Raw genomic sequence first — 16,176 nt, 5'->3', positions numbered from 1 at the left:
CTACAGGTTGGAGAAGTCCGGGCCCTTGGTGCGGGTGCGCTTGATCTCGTAGAAGCCGGGGACCGAGGCCACGGCGAGGGTGCCGTCCCAGAGGCGGCCGGCCTCCTCGCCCTGGGGGGCCGGGGTGACGACCGGGCCGAAGAAGGCGATCTGCTCGCCGTCGGAGCCGGGCACGGCGATGACCGGGGTGCCGACGTCCTGGCCGACCTTGTCGATGCCCTCCTTGTGGGAGGCGCGCAGCTCCGGCTCGTACGGGGTGGAGTCCCAGTGCTCCAGGAGGGACTCGGGCAGACCCACGTCCTTCAGGGCGGCGGCGACGGTCTCCTTGCCGGGGCCCTCGCCCTGGTTGTGGATGCGGGTGCCGAGCGCGGTGTAGAAGTCGCCGAGGACCTCGGGGCCCTGCTCCTGCTGTGCGGCTATGACGACCCGGACGGGGCCCCACGCCTTGGTCTCCAGCAGCTCGCGGTACTCCTCGGGAAGGTCGTCCAGCTTGTCCTCGTTGAGGACGGCGAGGCTCATGACATGCCAGCGGACCTCGATGTCCCTGACCTTCTCCACCTCCAGCACCCAGCGGGAGGTCATCCAGGCCCAGGGGCACAGCGGGTCGAACCAGAAGTCGACGGGGGTCTTGTCCGACATGTCTCTCCTCAGCAGGAAACCGTTTCTCCGGCAACGCCGTTGCGCGTTCCCGTCATTCCCGGCTGCCCCGTGTCAGGTGCACGTGGCAGGATCGGCCCTGTTCAGCCCTGCCCCACGACCTTGAGGAGTGCCGCCCGTGCCCGGTGAGAATCTGTCCCGCGACGAGGCCCGGGAGCGGGCCGCCCTGCTGCGCGTCGACGGGTACGAGGTGTCCCTCGACCTGCGGTCCGCGGTCGGTGAGGACCGGGGGGACGGGCCGCGCACCTTCCGCTCCGTCACCACGGTCCGGTTCCGGTGCAACGAGCCCGGGGCGAGCACCTTCGCCGATCTGATCGCGCCAAATGTGACGGCCGTCTCACTCAACGGCCGTGATCTGGACCCCGGCGAGGTCTTCGACGGTTCCCGGATCACGCTGGAGGACCTGGCCGCGGACAACGAGCTCGTCGTCGACGCCCGGTGCGCCTACTCCCGCACCGGCGAGGGCCTGCACCGCTTCGTCGACCCCGAGGACGGCGAGGTGTACCTGTACACGCAGTACGAGCCGGCCGACTCGCGCCGGGTCTTCGCGAACTTCGAGCAGCCCGATCTGAAGGCCCCCTACCGCTTCGAGGTGCGGGCGCCCGAGGGCTGGACGGTGTGGAGCAACGGGGCCGGCGAGCAGGCCGACGGGGTGTGGCGGTTCGCCGAGACCAAGCCGATCTCGACGTACATCACGTGTGTGGTGGCGGGCCCGTACCACTACGTGACGGACTCCTACTCGCGCACCTTCGACGACGGCACGACGCTGGAGATCCCGCTCGGCGCCCTGTGCCGCAAGGGCCTCGCGCCCCACTTCGACGCCGACGACGTGTTCCTGGTCACCAAGCAGGGCCTGGACTTCTTCCACGACCACTTCGACTACCCGTACCCGTTCGGGAAGTACGACCAGGCGTTCGTGCCCGAGTACAACCTGGGCGCGATGGAGAACCCGGGCCTGGTGACGTTCCGGGAGGAGTTCATCTTCCGCGGGAAGGTGACGCAGGCGTCCTACGAGGGCCGGGCCAACGTCGTCCTGCACGAGATGGCGCACATGTGGTTCGGCGACCTGGTCACCATGGAGTGGTGGGACGACCTGTGGCTGAAGGAGTCCTTCGCGGACTTCATGGGCGAGTTCTCGCTCGTCGGCGCGACCCGCTTCGTCAACGGCTGGATCACCTTCGCCAACCGCCGCAAGGCCTGGGCATACCGCGCCGACCAGCTGCCCTCCACGCACCCGGTCACCGCGGACATCCGCGACCTGCAGGACGCCAAGCTGAACTTCGACGGCATCACGTACGCCAAGGGCGCGTCGGTGCTGAAGCAGCTCGTGGCGTACGTCGGCGAGGACGCGTTCCTGGAGGGCGCCCGGCGCTACTTCAAGCGGCACGCGTACGGCAACACGCGCCTGGGCGACCTGCTCTCGGTGCTGGAGGAGACCAGCGGCCGGGACATGAGCGCCTGGTCGCGGTCCTGGCTTCAGACGGCCGGGGTGAACTCGCTGACCCCGCAGGTGCTGCTGGGCGCGGACGGCCGTGTCGAGGAGCTGGCGGTGCTGCAGGAGGCCGCCGAGTCCCACCCCGAACTGCGCCCGCACCGGGTGGCGGTGGGCCTGTACCGGGTGACGGACGGCGGGGCGCTGGAGCGGTACGCGCGCGTGGAGACCGACGTCGACGGGGCGCGGACGGTCGTGGCGGACCTGGCCGGCGCCGACGCCCCCGACCTGGTCCTGGTCAACGACGACGACCTGACGTACTGCAAGATCCGCTTCGACGCGACCTCGCTGGCGACCCTGCGCGAGCACCTGGGCGCGGTCACCGACCCGCTCGCGCGCGCCCTGTGCTGGTCGGCACTGTGGAACATGACGCGGGACGCGCTGCTCCCCTCGCGGGACTTCGTGGACCTGGTGCTGCGGTTCGCCGGGCGCGAGTCCGAGATCGGTGTCGTGCAGATGCTGCACGCGTGGGCCGAGTCGGCGGTCACGCACTACGCGGCGCCCGCCCGGCGGGAGACGGCCGCCCGGCTGCTCGCCGAGGGCGCCCGGCGCGAGCTGTACGCGGCGGTGCCGGGCAGCGAGCACCAGCTGGCCTGGGCGCGCTTCTTCGCCCGGACGGCCACCGCCGAGGCCGACTTCGAACTGCTGCGGGACCTGCTCGCGGGCACGGCGACGGTCGAGGGCCTCGACCTGGACCAGGAGCTGCGCTGGGTGTTCCTGGAACCGCTGGCCGCGCACGGGGCCGTGGACGAGAAGGTGCTGGCCGAGGAGCTGACCCGGGACGCCACCGCCTCCGGCAAGCGCCACCAGGTGCGCTGTCTGGCCGCCCGCCCGTCCGAGGCGGTCAAGGCGCAGGCGTGGGCGCAGGTCGTGGAGTCGGACGCGCTGTCCAACGCCATGGTCGAGGCGACCATCGCGGGCTTCTCCCAGGGCTCGCAGCGGGAGCTGATCGCGCCGTACGCGGAGAAGTACTTCGCGGTGATCGAGCGGGTGTGGGCCGAGCGGTCCATCCAGATCGGCATGCACGTGGTGCAGGGCCTGTTCCCGTCGCTCCAGCAGTCCCAGGAGACGCTGGACGCCACGGACGCGTGGCTGGACGCCCACAAGGAGGCGGCCCCGGCGCTGCGCCGGCTGGTGCTGGAGTCCCGTGACGATCTGGCACGGGCGTTGCGCGGACAGGCGTGCGACGAGACCTCCGACCAGTAGCTTTGGCCTGAGATTTGGGCGTTCCTCATTCGTTACGAGATGAGTGCCCCGTGAGCCGTAACCCCTGGTCCGCACCCGAACGGACCAGGGGCTTTCGGCATCCGAACATGCGTCCTTTAGTACTGCGTTGTCCGTGTTTGTCGACGGACCTGTAACAGCGGTTCAAGGGGGGCCTGAGCGCGGGAAATTGCGGGTCATGACCCACAACACCCCCCTCTCCCCCCGCCCCCTGCACGACGTGTCCGGCGGTGGCCGCCCCCGTGTGATGACGACGGCCCAGCTCCGCTCGCACGGTGTCTCCACAGCCGAGACGAACGAGCAGTGCCGCGCGGGCGGCCCCTGGCAGCAGTTCCTCCCGGGCGTCGTCCTGCTCCACCCGGGCCCGCCGACCAGCGAGGAGCGGCTGCACGCGGTGCTGATGTACGCGGCGCGGGAGCGCGGCACCGGGGTACCGGCCCAGCCCGACGCGGGCCGGCCGCACGCCCCCGCCCACCCCGAGGCGGTGATCACGGGCCTGGCCGCGCTGACGCTGTACGGCTTCTCCTCCACTCCCCCGCTGCCGTCCCTGGACGCCATCGACGTCCTGGTCCCACGGCTGCGGCGGCTGCGCTCCACGGGCTGCGCGCGCATCGTCCGCACGCCCGTCATGCCCGCCCCCGAGCAGGTCACGGGGGTACCGGTGGCTCCGGTCGCCCGCGCGCTGGCCGACGCGGTGGCCGGACTCGCGGACGCCGGCATCGTCCGCCGTCTGCTCACGGAGGCGGTGCGCGGCGCCCACTGCGACCCGACGGCGGTGGTCCGCGAACTGAACCAGGCCCGGCTGCTGAGCCGCCCCCACGTCGTGGACGCGGTGGAGTCCCTGCTCGCCGAGGGCCGGGCACGCGCGGAGGACCGCCTGTACCGGATGGTCCACGCGTACGACCTGCCCGACCCGGTCTGGAACGTCGACCTGCGCCTGCCCGGCGGCCCCTACCTCGGCGGCCTCGACGCGTACTGGCCCGACCATGCGGTGGCGGTGGAACTCGACACCCGGGCGCCCCGGCAGGACGACGACGCCCTGTGGTCCGAGTACGCCCGCAAGCGCGAGCACTTGGAGCGCCTCGGCATCACGGTCGTCCACATCACGCCCCGCAAGCTCCGCGACTCCCCGGAGCAGCAGGCGACGGTGATCCGCACGGCCCTGATGGCCGCGGCCGACCGCGAACCGGCCGCGTACGTCGCGGTTCTGCCCCGGTAGTGGCGGACCCGGAGGGGGCGGACCAGGAGGGAGGTGGAGGGGCTGCCGGGTTCTCATCACCGGCGGCGGCCCCTCCTCGTGTCGCGGAGCCGCTACCGGCCGCAGAACTCGGCTTCGACGACCGCCGCTGTGTCCCCCGACCAGTCGCCGTTGAAATTGAAGGCGAGGGACCGGCGGCCGTCCTTCGTCGTGACCGCCTCGGAGACGGAGCCGTGGATGCCGCCGCCATGGCCCCAGACGGTCACTCCACAGGTCAGCTTCGTCTTCATCAGGCCGAGGCCGTAGGCGTTGGTCTTGTCCATCGGGACCGTGTCGGTCATCGCCTTCAGCTGCTTCGGCGGGAGAAGCCTGCCTCGGAGCAGGGCCGTGTAGAAGCGGTTCAGGTCGGCCGAGTCGGAGATCATCTCGCCGGCCGCGTAGGCGAGGGACGGGTTGAGCTTCGTGACGTCGTACGTCGGACCCGTCGCCGTCTCGGCGAGTTTGCCGTACGCGCGGCTGCTGGGCCGCGGGACGGTCGCCTTCGTACCGGGGACCGACGTGGCGGTCAGGTGCAGCGGCTTGACGACGCGGTCGCGGATCTCCGCGCCGTACGGGCGGCCCGTGGCCTTCTCGATCACCATCCCGGCCAGGACGTAGTTGGTGTTGGAGTAGTTCCAGGATGTTCCCGGCTCGAAGTCCGGCTTGTGGGCCATGGCGACAGCCACCAGCTCTTGGGGTGTCAGCGTGTCGTAGCGGTGCTCGAAGAAGCCGTCCTTCAGGAAGTACGTACGGCCGAAGTCGTCGTCCGCCGTGTAGTTGAAGACGCCGCTGGTGTGGTTGAGGAGTTGGCGCAGGGTGACGCGCGTGCCGTCGTGGCCGTTGCCCTCGACCACGCCCGGCAGCCACGTGTCCACCGTGTCGTCCAGCGACAGCCGCCCCTCCGCCTCCAGTTGGAGCAGTACCGTGGCCACGAAGGTCTTGGTGATACTGCCCACGCGGTAGCGGTCCTGCTCCGAGCGCGGCTTCCCCGTCTTGAGGTTGCCGACTCCCGCGGTGGCCGACCAACTGCCGTGCCCGTCCTTCACGGTCGCCGTCACGCCGGGGACACCGGCCTCGACCGCGGCCCGCATGGCTTTGCGGGTGGCCTCGTGACCGGCCCTGTCGGGCGCGGCGACCGCTGGTGCCGCCAGAGCCACCGTCAGCGCTGCCGCGGTCGCCGCGATCACGGTCGCACGTATGGTCATTTCTTCCCCCATCTCGCTCGGGCTTGAGCTCGTCGGGGGGACAGACCCGGAGTGCGGACGAGAAGGTTGATGCAGCTTGCGGCAGTTGAGTGCGATTCAGCCCTTCTTGAGCACCAGCTCCGTGTTGCGGTCCTTCCGGTCGCCGGCCAGGGTCGTGCGTGCGCCGGGGGCGTTGAGGGACAGCTCGCGGTAGAGGGCGGCGAGGCCGGTCTGGGAGAGGTCGGAGAAGTCCGTGCGGTGCGGGGCCGAGGACTCCACCAGGGTCGTGAACAGGGAGATCGTGCCGTCCTTGTTGTCGGTCAGCTCGATCACCCGGGCCAGCTGCGGGAAGTCGACGTGGGAGGCGGTGGAGATCTCCCAGAAGGAGCCGCCGCTCGCCATGGCGTGCGGGGTGATGACGTTCTTGTGGATGTGGCCGTTCACCCAGGCGAGCACCCTGGGGTGGTTGCCGAGCAGGGCGAGGACCTCCTGGCCGTTGTGGCGGCGCTCGCCGGGCCTCGCCGGGTCGCTGCGGAGGTTCGTCATCGTCTTGCTGGTGTGATGGCTGAAGATCACCGCGTAGGAGTCCTTGTTGTCCCGCAGCGTCTTGTCGAGCCACTTCAGCTGGGCCGTGCCGATGGACCCCTCGTAGTGGCCGCCGGCGTCGGTGGTGTCCAGGCTGATGCCGATGACGTCGTCGGAGATGCGGAAGGCGTAGTACTGGGTGCCCGCGTCCAGGTTGGCGGCGGAGTAGCCGTGGCCTGCCGGGCCGACGCCGCGGTGGGCCGGGTCCAGGTGCGCCCGGAGGTACTCGGCCTGCGTGAAGGGCGCGCGCTTCTCGTCGGGGGTGACCGAACGCATGGAGCGGGCGTGGGACTTGAGGAAGTCGTGGTAGCCGACGCCCTGGGGGTCGCGGGCCTTCTTGATCTGTGCCTGCAGCTGCTGCGCCTCGGCCGCGGTCACGTTCATCAGCTTCTTGCCGCCGACGGCCAGTTCGGTGAGGTACGAGTCGCCGTGCGAGGCGTAGCAGCCCATCGGCAGGGAGTCGTGGTTGCCGACGGTCGAGTACCAGGGCAGGTTGAGGCCGGGGCTGCGGACCTCCCGGATGGCGGCCTTCAGGAAGCCGTCGAGGTGCGGGAAGCCGGCCTGCTTGTCGCTGTCGCGGACGGCGGCGTCGGGCTGCCAGTACTGCTTGAGGCCGCTGTTCTGGACGCCCTCGTACCGGCGCGGGTCGCCGGTGTTGGGGGTGATGCGCCCGCCGCTCATGATCTTCAGATACCACTCCAGCTCGGACTTGGCGTTGTTGTCCGTGTTGTCGCCGGTGGTCATGGCGAAGTGCAGCGGGGTGCCGGTGACGGGGGCGCCGCGCAGTGCGTTGATCCGCTCCACGAGCGCGATCGCGCCCTGCACGGTCAGAGCCTCGTGCGGCCGCCAGGCGTGGATGTCGGCCGAGCGCAGGTACTCCAGGCGCAGCGGGTGCTGGGCGTCGATGATGTGCAGGTCGGTGAGCTGCACGAAGGCGGCGAGCGCGGTACGGCGGCCGGCGCGGCCGGACTTGGGCGCGGCCAGCTCGGAGCGGACGACCCGCTGCCAGCCGGGCCCGTCGCCCAGGCGCCGGTAGCCGGAGCCGCCGCGCGGGGCGGCGACGGACGCCACGGTGGTGCCCTTGGTGTACGGGGCCAGCGGCGCGGCCGGGGCCCGGCGGGAGGAGGCGGCCACGGCCTGCGTGGTCTCCTCGGCCGTGGCGGCCTGGCTGTCGCTGGGCCGCAGGGCGTAGCCGACGCCCCCGGAGAGGGCGACCGCGCCGGTGGCGGCGAGGACGGAACGACGGTGGATGCCCTGGCCGGAGCCGGCGACTGAGCGTGTGCGCGACATGCGCTTCTCTCCCCGAGTGCGAACGCGTCGGCAGTGGTCGCGGGGCGTTCACGTCGTGAACACCCCGCTCGTACTGGATCGTTGGCACCGGGGATGACCTGTGCGTGAACGAGGCGGCAACGCGCAGCGCCGATCACCGAACGTGGATCTTGGACTACCCTGCGCGTCGCCGCCTGCTCCGGATACCGCCCGGAGCCGGTCACGCGGCGTTCATCTTCCGGGGTAGTGCACCTACTCCAGGGCGTCGGCCAGCCGTCCGGTGACCGGGCGTTCGCGCCACATCCGCAGGGCGATGTCCACCATCGAGATCCGCACCAGCCCGGGCACCGTGTCCAGGTCCTGCCAGGCGGCGAGGTCGGTGGAGCCGTTCACCTCGTTGCGCAGTTCACCGCCGATGATCCGGCCCTCGTAGACGAACCGGACGCCGTGATGGTCGACGGGGCGTCTGAAGCCGTCGCGGAAGACGCGCTGCGAGGAGTTCACACCGAGCAGCCCGGTCACCTCGATGCGGTACCCGGTCTCCTCCTCCACCTCCCGCACCACGGTGTCGTAGGGATCCTCGCCGTGCTCCATGCCGCCGCCCGGCAGGACCCACTCGGGCGTGCCGTCCCGGGCGGGCGAGCGGGCGAGGAGGATCTGTCCGTCCCGGACGCATATGGCGTAGGCCGCCACCCTCAACTTCCTTCGCACTCCGGGACGTTAACCGATTTCTTCGTCACCTTCGGGACTGATGCTCACAAATCGCATCGCGGGTTTTCCCCATACATCCATTTCGTTTCGGTCAACCCTCCCCAAAGAACTTCCCCTTGCGTAAGGCTGTGCGATCGTCCGGGCTTGCCGTTCGGACCGTCTGCTACCAGGACCGATCAGTCCCGGTCGCTTCCCGCTCGTTCCTTTACCTACAAGGGATGCCGATGACCCCTCCCACCCCGCGCGATCAGATATCGGGCCCGAGACGTGTGGCACGCATCGCCGTGGCTGCCGGTCTCGTCGCCGCGCTCTCCGCGGCCGGTCCGATCCCGATGGCCTTCTCCGCCGACGGTCCGGGCGCGGACGCCCCGGCCGACCCGGGCGTCAAGTCCGCGCACGCCAAGCTCGGTTCGGACGACGCGGAGCTGCTCGCGGAGGCCAAGGCCGACGGCGACAAGTCCGTCACGATGATGATCGCCACCGCGCCCGGGAAGACCGAGCAGGTGGCCGGGCAGCTGGACGCGGTCGGCGGCGCGCTCGTCGGCAAGAGCATCGACCGGCTCGGCTATGTTCGGGTCACCGTCCCCACCAGCCGGGCCGACAAGGCCATCGAGTCGACACAGAAGCTCCCCTCCGTCCAGGCTATCGACCTCAAGGAAGAGATCGCACTGGACGACCCGGCCCCGGGCGGCAAGAACTCCGGCGGTACCGCGGCGGCGGGAGCGGGATACGCGGCACCCGACAAGAACACCCCGGCCACCAACCCGTACAACCCGTCCTTCGAGACGGGTGCCGTCTCCTTCGTGGAGGACCACCCGAAGTACGACGGACGCGGCGTGACCATCGGCATCCTGGACTCCGGTGTCGACATCGCCCATCCCGCGCTGCAGAAGACCACCACCGGCGAGCGCAAGATCGTCGACTGGGTGACGGCCACCGACCCGGTGTCCGACCGGGACGGAACGTGGCTTCAGATGACCGGCTCGGTGACCGGTCCGGTGTTCACCACCGGGGGGCGCACCTGGAAGGCACCCGCGGGCTCGTTCCAGTTCCGGACGTTCGCGGAATCGGCGGCCGCGGGCGGCGACGTGGCCGGCGACCTGAACAGGGACGGCGACAAGACGGACGCCTGGGGCGTGCTGTACGACCAGGCCGCCGGCACGGTCCGGGTGGACCTCGACAACGACGGTGACTTCACCGACAACGAGGCGATGAAGCCGTACAAGGACGGCTACCAGATCGGCTACTTCGGCACGGACGACCCGAACACGCCGATCGCCGAACGCATCCCCTTCGTGGTCGAGATCCGCAAGGACGTCACCTTCAACCCGGCCGGTGACAAGGCGGACTACGTCAGCATCGGCGTCATCACCGGCCGGCACGGCACGCACGTCGCCGGTATCGCCGCCGCCCGCAGTCTGTTCGGCGGGAAGATGAACGGCGCCGCCCCCGGCGCGAAGCTCGTCTCGTCCCGCGCCTGCTCCTGGACCGGCGGCTGCACCAACGTCGCACTCACCGAGGGCATGATCGACCTCGTCACCAAGCGCGGCGTCGACATCGTCAACATGTCCATCGGCGGGCTTCCGCCGCTGAACGACGGCAACAACGCCCGGGCCCGCCTCTACACGCGGCTCATCGACGAGTACGGCGTCCAGCTGGTGATCTCCGCGGGCAACTCCGGCCCCGGCACCAACACCATCGGCGACCCCGCCCTCGCGGACAAGGTCATCTCCGTCGGCGCCGCCGCTTCCAGGGAGACCTGGGCGGCCAACTACGGCTCGGTGGTGGACAAGAAGTACGCGATGATGCCGTTCTCCTCGCGCGGCCCGCGCGAGGACGGCGGCTTCGCCCCGACCATCACGGCGCCGGGTGCGGCCGTCAACACCATCCAGACCTGGGCGCCCGGCGCCCCGGTTGCCGAGGCCGGCTACTCCCTGCCGCCCGGCTACGGCATGCTCCAGGGCACCTCGATGTCCTCCCCGCAGGCCGCCGGCGCCAGCGCACTGCTGTTGTCCGCCGCCAAGCAGCGGAAGATCGACCTGTCCCCGCTCACCCTGCGCACCGCGCTCACCAGCACCGCCCGTCAGATCAAGGGCGTGCAGGCGCACGAGCAGGGCGCCGGTCTGATCCGCATCGTGCAGGCCTGGGACGCCATCAAGGACGGCGCCACCGCCCACGGCTACACGGTGAAGGCCCCGGTCGACACCGCGCTCGACGGTTCCCTGAAGGAGCCCGGCTTCGGCACCGGCCTCTACGACCGCGAGGGCGGTCTCAAGGCCGGCCAGAGGAAGACATACGAGGTGACCATCACCCGTACCACCGGCCCCGACCGCCCGCTGCGGCACGAGCTGGAGTGGAAGAACAACGACGGCACCTTCCGGCTCCCCGGCGACGACGACGTCGTGCTGCCGCTGAACAAGCCGGTCACCGTCAAGGTCCAGGCCCGGGCGAAGACCGGGGGCGTGCACAGCGCCATCCTCGAGGTGGACGACGAGCGCACCGAGGGCGTGGACCAGCAGATCCTCACCACCGTCGTCGTGGCGCACCAACTGGCGAAGCCCTCCTACTCGTTCAGCGCCTCCTCCTCGGTGCAGCGCAACAGCAACGTGTCGTACTTCGTCACGGTCCCCCAGGGTGCGAAGACGCTGGAGGTGGCGCTCGGCGGTCTGAAGGAGAAGAGCCAGACGCGGTTCATCTCCCTGCAGCCGGCGGGCCTTCCCGTCGAGGACTCGGCGACGATCTACTGCTACCCGCACTACTCGCTGCCGTCCGACCCCAACACCTGCCGTCCCGACCTGCGGACCTACACCGATCCGCAGCCGGGCGTCTGGGAGATCGAGATCGAGTCGCGGCGCACCTCCCCCGAGCTCGACAACCCCTTCAAGCTGGACGTGTCGGTTCTCGGCACCGCCTTCGACCCGGCGGTGACCACCGTTCCCGAGGCTAAGCCCGGCACTCCGGCCGCCGCCACGTGGACCGTGACCAACGACTTCGCGGCCCTGGAGGGCAAGCTGGAGGGCGGCTCGCTGGGTTCGGCCGCGCTCGGCACGCCGAGCATCGGCCACCAGCAGGTGCGGACGACGACGGTCGAGGTGCCGGCGGGCGCGGAACGGCTGGACGTCTCCATCGGCAAGGTCTCCGACCAGGGAGCGGACCTCGACCTGTTCGTGGTCAAGGACGGGGTGACGGTCGGTCAGTCCGCGGACGGGGACTCGGAGGAGTCCGTCCGTCTGGACAAGCCCGCCGCCGGCACCTACACGATCCGGGTGGAGGGCTACAGCGTGCCGTCCGGTTCGACGGAGTACGCCTACAAGGACGTCTACTTCACCTCCGCCCTGGGCTCGGTGAACGTCGCCCCCGGCACCACGGTCGCCCTGCCCAGCGGCACCTCCGCCAAGGTCACCGCCGACGTGCTGGTCAAGACGGCCGGTCCGGCGGGCCGTCAGTTCTTCGGCGAGGTCAGGCTGGTCAACGCCCGCGGCAGCGCGGCGGGCCTGGGCACGGTCGTCATCGAGAAGGTCACCGGCTGACGGCGACCCCTGCCACGCGATGAGGGGCGGGTGCTCCCCTGCGGCACCCGCCCCTCACCTGTCCCCGCGCCCCCCTGTGCGCGCGGGGACGCTTCGCGCAGGCGCCCTGCTCACTGCCCGACGGACAGCGCCCACCGGACCCCGGAACCCGCGGTCACCTGAAGCACGGCATCCTTGCGCCCCTTCTTCAGGGCAATCTGGTTGTAGGTACTGCTCACCTCACCGGCGACGCACTCCAGCGGGAAGTTCAGCCCCACCGGCTTCAGTTCCACCTTCAGCGTGCCCTTGCCCTGGCAGTTCACGGCGATGGAGACCGGCCCGCTTCGCACCCCGCCGTCCAGCGGCACGGCCCGGTTCCCGCGGGCGTCCGCCACCGAGGTGATCACTTCGCCGTCGACGACCTGCGGCGCCTTGGTCACCGTCTCGCCGTCGATGTGCTCGGCCCGGTCCGTGGGGGCTCCGGACTGTGCGGACGGCGTGCTCTGCCGGGCCGTGGCACCAGCCGAGTTCGCCCGCGGTGAGTCGTCCGCCGTGCAGCCACTGCTCAAGGCCACCGCCAGGCAGACCGCCACGAGCGCGGCGGCCCGGCCGGAGTTGGCCTTGCTCAGTTCTCCCACAGGTACCAGCCGACCTTCAGCGGCGTGTAGCTGGTGACGGTCTTCTTCGCCGACGTCTGGCAGTTGTCGTAGATGATGTAGCTGACGCCGGTGTTCTTCAGGCGGTAGACGCCGTACTTGGCGTTGGTGGTCGTCTTCGACGGCGTGTTCACACTGATCTTGTTGCCGAGCTTGGCCGTGAGCGAGGCCGACAGATTGACGTCGTACTTCCCCTCGATCTTGCCGATCATCGCGTTGACGCTGACCGTGAGACCGGCCGAGACACTCACGCCCACCGTACCGCTGACCTCGGAGGTGAAGGTCGACTTGGCGGTGCGTGAGGTTCCGTTGTAGTTGGACAAGGTCGGGCCCACGCCCTTGTGGTACTGCTTGCCCTTGCTCTGCGGGATGTAGACGTTGGAGCGGTCGCAGTACTCGCGGTCGGGCCGGTCCGTCGGCTTGCTCGGGGCGGGCAGCTGGATGTCCTCGCCCGGCTCCACACCGGGCTCCTGGGTGACCTGGTCCGCGGGCACGTCGACGACGTCCTCCTCCGGCTCCGCCGGCGGCTCCGTGCCGATGACGATCTCGTCGCCGGCCGGGTCCGTCCCGTCCGCGTAGGCGGTGACCGGTGCGACGGCGGCCAGTGTGGTGGCCGCGGCGACCGTGACGGCGATCCGGGTGGCCTTGCGCCAGGCGGATCTGTGCGGGCGGTGAGACATGGGCGAACTCCTGCGGAAGAAAAGGTGGTGGAAACCGGGGATGAAGCGGAACTTGCTGTTCGCTTCCCGGCGCCTCCGACACTAGGCCCGCCCGGATCACTCGGGAGTCCCATTCACCTGGCACACGGAGGCCATGACCGGGGGCTGCCAGCCCGGTGATCCCGACGGATTCGCACAGAAGATCGGGTACCGTCGGCCCATCTGACCTGACCAGTCACCGACCCAGCCAGGGGGAAACCATGCTGGAGACCGTCGGCATCGACACACTCGCCCACGACGTCTACCGGGCCCTGCTGCTGCATCCGTCCTGGACGCTGGAGGACATCGCCCGCGAAACCGGCCTCACCGACACCGAGGTGCGCTCCGCTCTCGACCAGCTCACCCAGCTGTCGCTGCTGCACGAGGCGGCCGGGCACCAGTTCATACCGGCGAGCCCCGAGGTCGTCCTGTCGCCTCTGCTGCAGCGCAAGGAGGCCGAACTGGACGAGCAACGAGCCCGGCTGTCCCGGGAGCGAGCCGTGCTGGCCGCCCTCAACTCCGAGTACGCCGCACGTGCCGCAGGCCGCGGCGACAGCGGTGTGGAGAGGCTCGAAGGCGTCGAGGCGGTGCGGGTGCGGCTGATGGAACTGGCGCACCGGGCCGACACGGAGGTCTGCACTTTCGTACCCGGCGGGGCGCTCAGCGCCGCGGCTCTCGAGGCAGGCAAGCCGCTCGACGAGCAGAACCTCGGACGCGGCGTGCGGATGCGGACCGTCTACCTGGACAGCGTCCGCAACGACTCGGCGACCGTCGACTACGCCACGTGGCTCGCCTCCGTCGGCGGAGAAACCCGTACGGCGCCCACAGTGCCCATGCGCATGATTCTGTGCGACCACAATGCGGCCGTGATTCCCCTCGACGCCGACGACAGCAGAAAGGGCGCTCTGCTGATCCGCTACCCCAGCATGGTCCGCGCGTTGGAGGAACTCTTCGACTTGGTGTGGGAAAACGCGCGGCCGCTCGGCACAGCGCCGCGGGACGCATCCGAGAACGCCCCGACTGATCGGGAGGCGGCCCTGCTCAAGATGCTGGCCGCGGGACTGACCGACGAGGGGATCGCCCGCAAGATGGGTGTCTCGCTGCGCACGATCCGCCGCAACACGGCGGATCTCCAGAAGCGCCTGGGGGTCCAGAGCCGTTTCCAGGCAGGTGCCGAGGCCGTCCGGCGCGGCTGGATGTGACGGCACGGGGCGTGTCGGCTGGGGCGCTCGCCCGGTGTGCTGGCCGCTCTTTGCCATGACAGGGGGCGGTCAGCCCGCGAGCGTCGGCGCAGCCGGGTCTCGTGCCTAAGGTCGGGCGGTGTACGCAGTCAAGGTCGTTCTCCTGCCTTCGCCCGAACCCGTCGGATCGGACGGGCCCGACCCGCCCGTGGGCATGCCCGGTGATCGACGGCTCGGCGAAATCGCCGACCGCGCCCGGATCGATCCCCAGCCGGGCATCGCCCATGTGTCGCTTGCCCGATGGGGCGGGCGTCTCGTGGGCATGACCTTCGTCGAGGCCGCGGACCTCGACGAGGCTGTGCTCCGGGCCCGGAGCGGCTGGGACCGCTGGCTGAACCTGCCGGGCCTGCTGCCCGGCTGGGTGCTCGGAGACTGTATGGCCGACCGCTATCTGACCGCCGGTCACCGTGCCCCGCCCGCGCCACGTGGCTGGCATGACGGTGCCATGTCCACCTGAGGCCAGCCCGGACCTGCTGACACCGGCAGGTGTGATCCGCATGATCGGATTCGGCGCACGCTCGCCGACCAGCTACCAACGAAGACAGAGGCACAGGATGAGACACATCACCGGGCGAGTCCGGACCGTCGTCAGCACCACGGCAGCTATCACCGCCCTGGCACTGCCGGTGGTACTCGGAAGCACCTGCCTCACGAACCCGGACAGCGTCGGCGTCGTCCGGGCCGGGCAGGCGGCGGCCGTCGACGGCACCGATCCGGGAGAGTCCGGGGAGCTTGTGGTCCCGAAGCCGAAGGACCCCATCGACGGCAAGGGCAGCTGGGTGTGGGACAAGGAGAAGCCGTAGGGGCGGAGCCGGATCAGCCGGCGGAACGGCGAGGGGGCGGGTGTCCGAAAGACACCCGCCCCCTCGCCGTTCCGCCAGCGGGGTGCCGCGGACTCTGATGCGGCGCGGACAGGGCGGCGCCTACTCGCAGCTCGGCTCTCTCACCATCGGCAGCTCCCTCAGGATCCACGCCCGCTCGCGGGCGATCTCCTTCTCCCCCGTCGTCCACAGGTCGGGCTCGGCCTGTACGCCGGAGATGCCGACGAGAGCGTGGTCACCGGCCCGGAGCCGGGGCTCGACGCCGGTCTCCATGGGGAAGGTGATCCGCTTCCGGCCCTTGTCGGGCTTGTAGTAACGCGTCACATCGAGGGTGACGCGGTCCTGGCCGTTACCGGCAACGGTCTCGACCTTTGCAACGGTGCCCTCGACGACGATCCGGGCGCAGGCGAGATACCCGGCATTGCTGAGCTTGGCGTCCTCCTCGGCGTGCTCCCGCCCGGCGGAACGGTCGGCGGCGGACGACGCGCCCTGATCGCCCCCGGCGCTCATGCCGCCGCTCTGGACGACGAGCCAGCCCATACCGATCACGAGACCGGCACCGACGGCCGCGACGAGGCCCTTCAGGGCCACGTCCAGGGGCTTGCGACGGTCGCGGCGCGCGGACAGCGGGGTCACGGAGGCGCCGCCTCCTGCCCCCGGTCCGGGCTCGGGGTCCTGCTCAGGGACCGGTTCGGAAATCCGTTCGGGCCCGGCGAGTGCCTGCCCGATGAGGTCCAGCTGCTCGCGCAGCAACGCCACATCCGCGGTCGCGGACCGGTACTCGGCCATGAAGGCGTCGTCCGCGAGGGCGTCGTCCGGTGGCGCCTCGCCGGTGATCACTGCCATCAGCGCCGCCTCGTCGCGCCCGTCCTTGTCATGCTCGGCGGTCACG

Annotated in this window: 13 protein-coding genes; 6 read left to right on the top strand and 7 right to left on the bottom strand. The window is 70.5% G+C overall.

Features of this window, described 5'->3' with window-relative positions:
- Nucleotides 1–639 (bottom strand): DsbA family protein, encoded by a 639-nt coding sequence (locus G3I77_RS00885; protein WP_248500470.1) that lies wholly within the window; start codon nucleotides 637–639, stop codon nucleotides 1–3.
- Nucleotides 640–775: 136 nt separating this feature from the next.
- Here G3I77_RS00885 and pepN point away from each other — a divergent pair, with 136 nt between their 5' ends.
- Nucleotides 776–3,355, top strand: a complete 2,580-nt coding sequence (pepN, locus tag G3I77_RS00880) for an aminopeptidase N (RefSeq protein ID WP_248500469.1) — start codon at nucleotides 776–778, stop codon at nucleotides 3,353–3,355.
- A 196-nt stretch (nucleotides 3,356–3,551) separates the two neighbouring features.
- Nucleotides 3,552–4,592: a hypothetical protein gene (locus G3I77_RS00875; RefSeq protein WP_248500468.1), complete on the top strand. Its 1,041-nt coding sequence runs from the start codon at nucleotides 3,552–3,554 to the stop codon at nucleotides 4,590–4,592.
- 92 nt (nucleotides 4,593–4,684) lie between these two features.
- Here G3I77_RS00875 and G3I77_RS00870 read toward each other — a convergent pair whose 3' ends face one another.
- From G3I77_RS00870 to G3I77_RS00860, 3 genes are all read right to left on the bottom strand, one after another.
- Entirely contained in the window at nucleotides 4,685–5,815 is a 1,131-nt protein-coding gene (locus G3I77_RS00870) for a serine hydrolase (RefSeq protein ID WP_248500467.1), read from the bottom strand.
- A gap of 96 nt (nucleotides 5,816–5,911) precedes the next feature.
- Nucleotides 5,912–7,669, bottom strand: a complete 1,758-nt coding sequence (locus tag G3I77_RS00865) for a TIGR03767 family metallophosphoesterase (protein WP_248500466.1) — start codon at nucleotides 7,667–7,669, stop codon at nucleotides 5,912–5,914.
- Between the two features lie 231 nt (nucleotides 7,670–7,900).
- The gene (locus G3I77_RS00860) at nucleotides 7,901–8,341 is read right to left on the bottom strand and encodes an NUDIX hydrolase (protein ID WP_248500465.1); all 441 of its coding nucleotides are present in this window, start codon (nucleotides 8,339–8,341) and stop codon (nucleotides 7,901–7,903) included.
- A gap of 242 nt (nucleotides 8,342–8,583) precedes the next feature.
- Between G3I77_RS00860 and G3I77_RS00855 the strand changes: the two genes are divergently transcribed.
- Nucleotides 8,584–11,889: a S8 family serine peptidase gene (locus tag G3I77_RS00855; RefSeq protein ID WP_248500464.1), complete on the top strand. Its 3,306-nt coding sequence runs from the start codon at nucleotides 8,584–8,586 to the stop codon at nucleotides 11,887–11,889.
- 110 nt (nucleotides 11,890–11,999) lie between these two features.
- Here the strand turns inward: G3I77_RS00855 and G3I77_RS00850 are convergent, their stop codons facing one another.
- Both G3I77_RS00850 and G3I77_RS00845 read right to left on the bottom strand, forming a co-directional pair.
- Nucleotides 12,000–12,506 carry a hypothetical protein gene (locus tag G3I77_RS00850; protein WP_248500463.1) on the bottom strand — a complete coding sequence of 169 codons (507 nt, stop codon included), beginning with the start codon at nucleotides 12,504–12,506 and terminating at the stop codon, nucleotides 12,000–12,002.
- On the bottom strand, nucleotides 12,494–13,204 hold the full coding sequence (locus G3I77_RS00845; RefSeq protein WP_248500462.1) for a hypothetical protein: 711 nt from the start codon (nucleotides 13,202–13,204) through the stop codon (nucleotides 12,494–12,496). Before G3I77_RS00845 ends, G3I77_RS00850 begins: the two co-directional genes overlap by 13 nt.
- A 239-nt stretch (nucleotides 13,205–13,443) precedes the next feature.
- Here G3I77_RS00845 and G3I77_RS00840 point away from each other — a divergent pair, with 239 nt between their 5' ends.
- The 3 genes from G3I77_RS00840 (at nucleotide 13,444) to G3I77_RS00830 (ending at nucleotide 15,266) form a co-directional block, all read left to right on the top strand.
- Complete coding sequence (locus G3I77_RS00840; protein ID WP_248500461.1) at nucleotides 13,444–14,424, top strand: helix-turn-helix domain-containing protein; 981 nt, start codon at nucleotides 13,444–13,446, stop codon at nucleotides 14,422–14,424.
- 118 nt (nucleotides 14,425–14,542) lie between these two features.
- Nucleotides 14,543–14,920: a hypothetical protein gene (locus G3I77_RS00835; protein WP_248500460.1), complete on the top strand. Its 378-nt coding sequence runs from the start codon at nucleotides 14,543–14,545 to the stop codon at nucleotides 14,918–14,920.
- A 97-nt stretch (nucleotides 14,921–15,017) separates the two neighbouring features.
- Nucleotides 15,018–15,266, top strand: a complete 249-nt coding sequence (locus tag G3I77_RS00830; RefSeq protein ID WP_248500459.1) for a hypothetical protein — start codon at nucleotides 15,018–15,020, stop codon at nucleotides 15,264–15,266.
- 120 nt (nucleotides 15,267–15,386) lie between these two features.
- On the opposite strand, the gene G3I77_RS00825 is transcribed toward G3I77_RS00830, so the two are convergent.
- Entirely contained in the window at nucleotides 15,387–16,175 is a 789-nt protein-coding gene (locus G3I77_RS00825) for a hypothetical protein (RefSeq protein ID WP_248500458.1), read from the bottom strand.
- Between the last annotated feature and the right edge of the window lies 1 nt (nucleotide 16,176).

Source organism: Streptomyces sp. D2-8 (assembly GCF_023184515.1).
Classification (GTDB): domain Bacteria; phylum Actinomycetota; class Actinomycetes; order Streptomycetales; family Streptomycetaceae; genus Streptomyces.
This window is presented reverse-complemented; position numbering and strand designations above follow the sequence as displayed.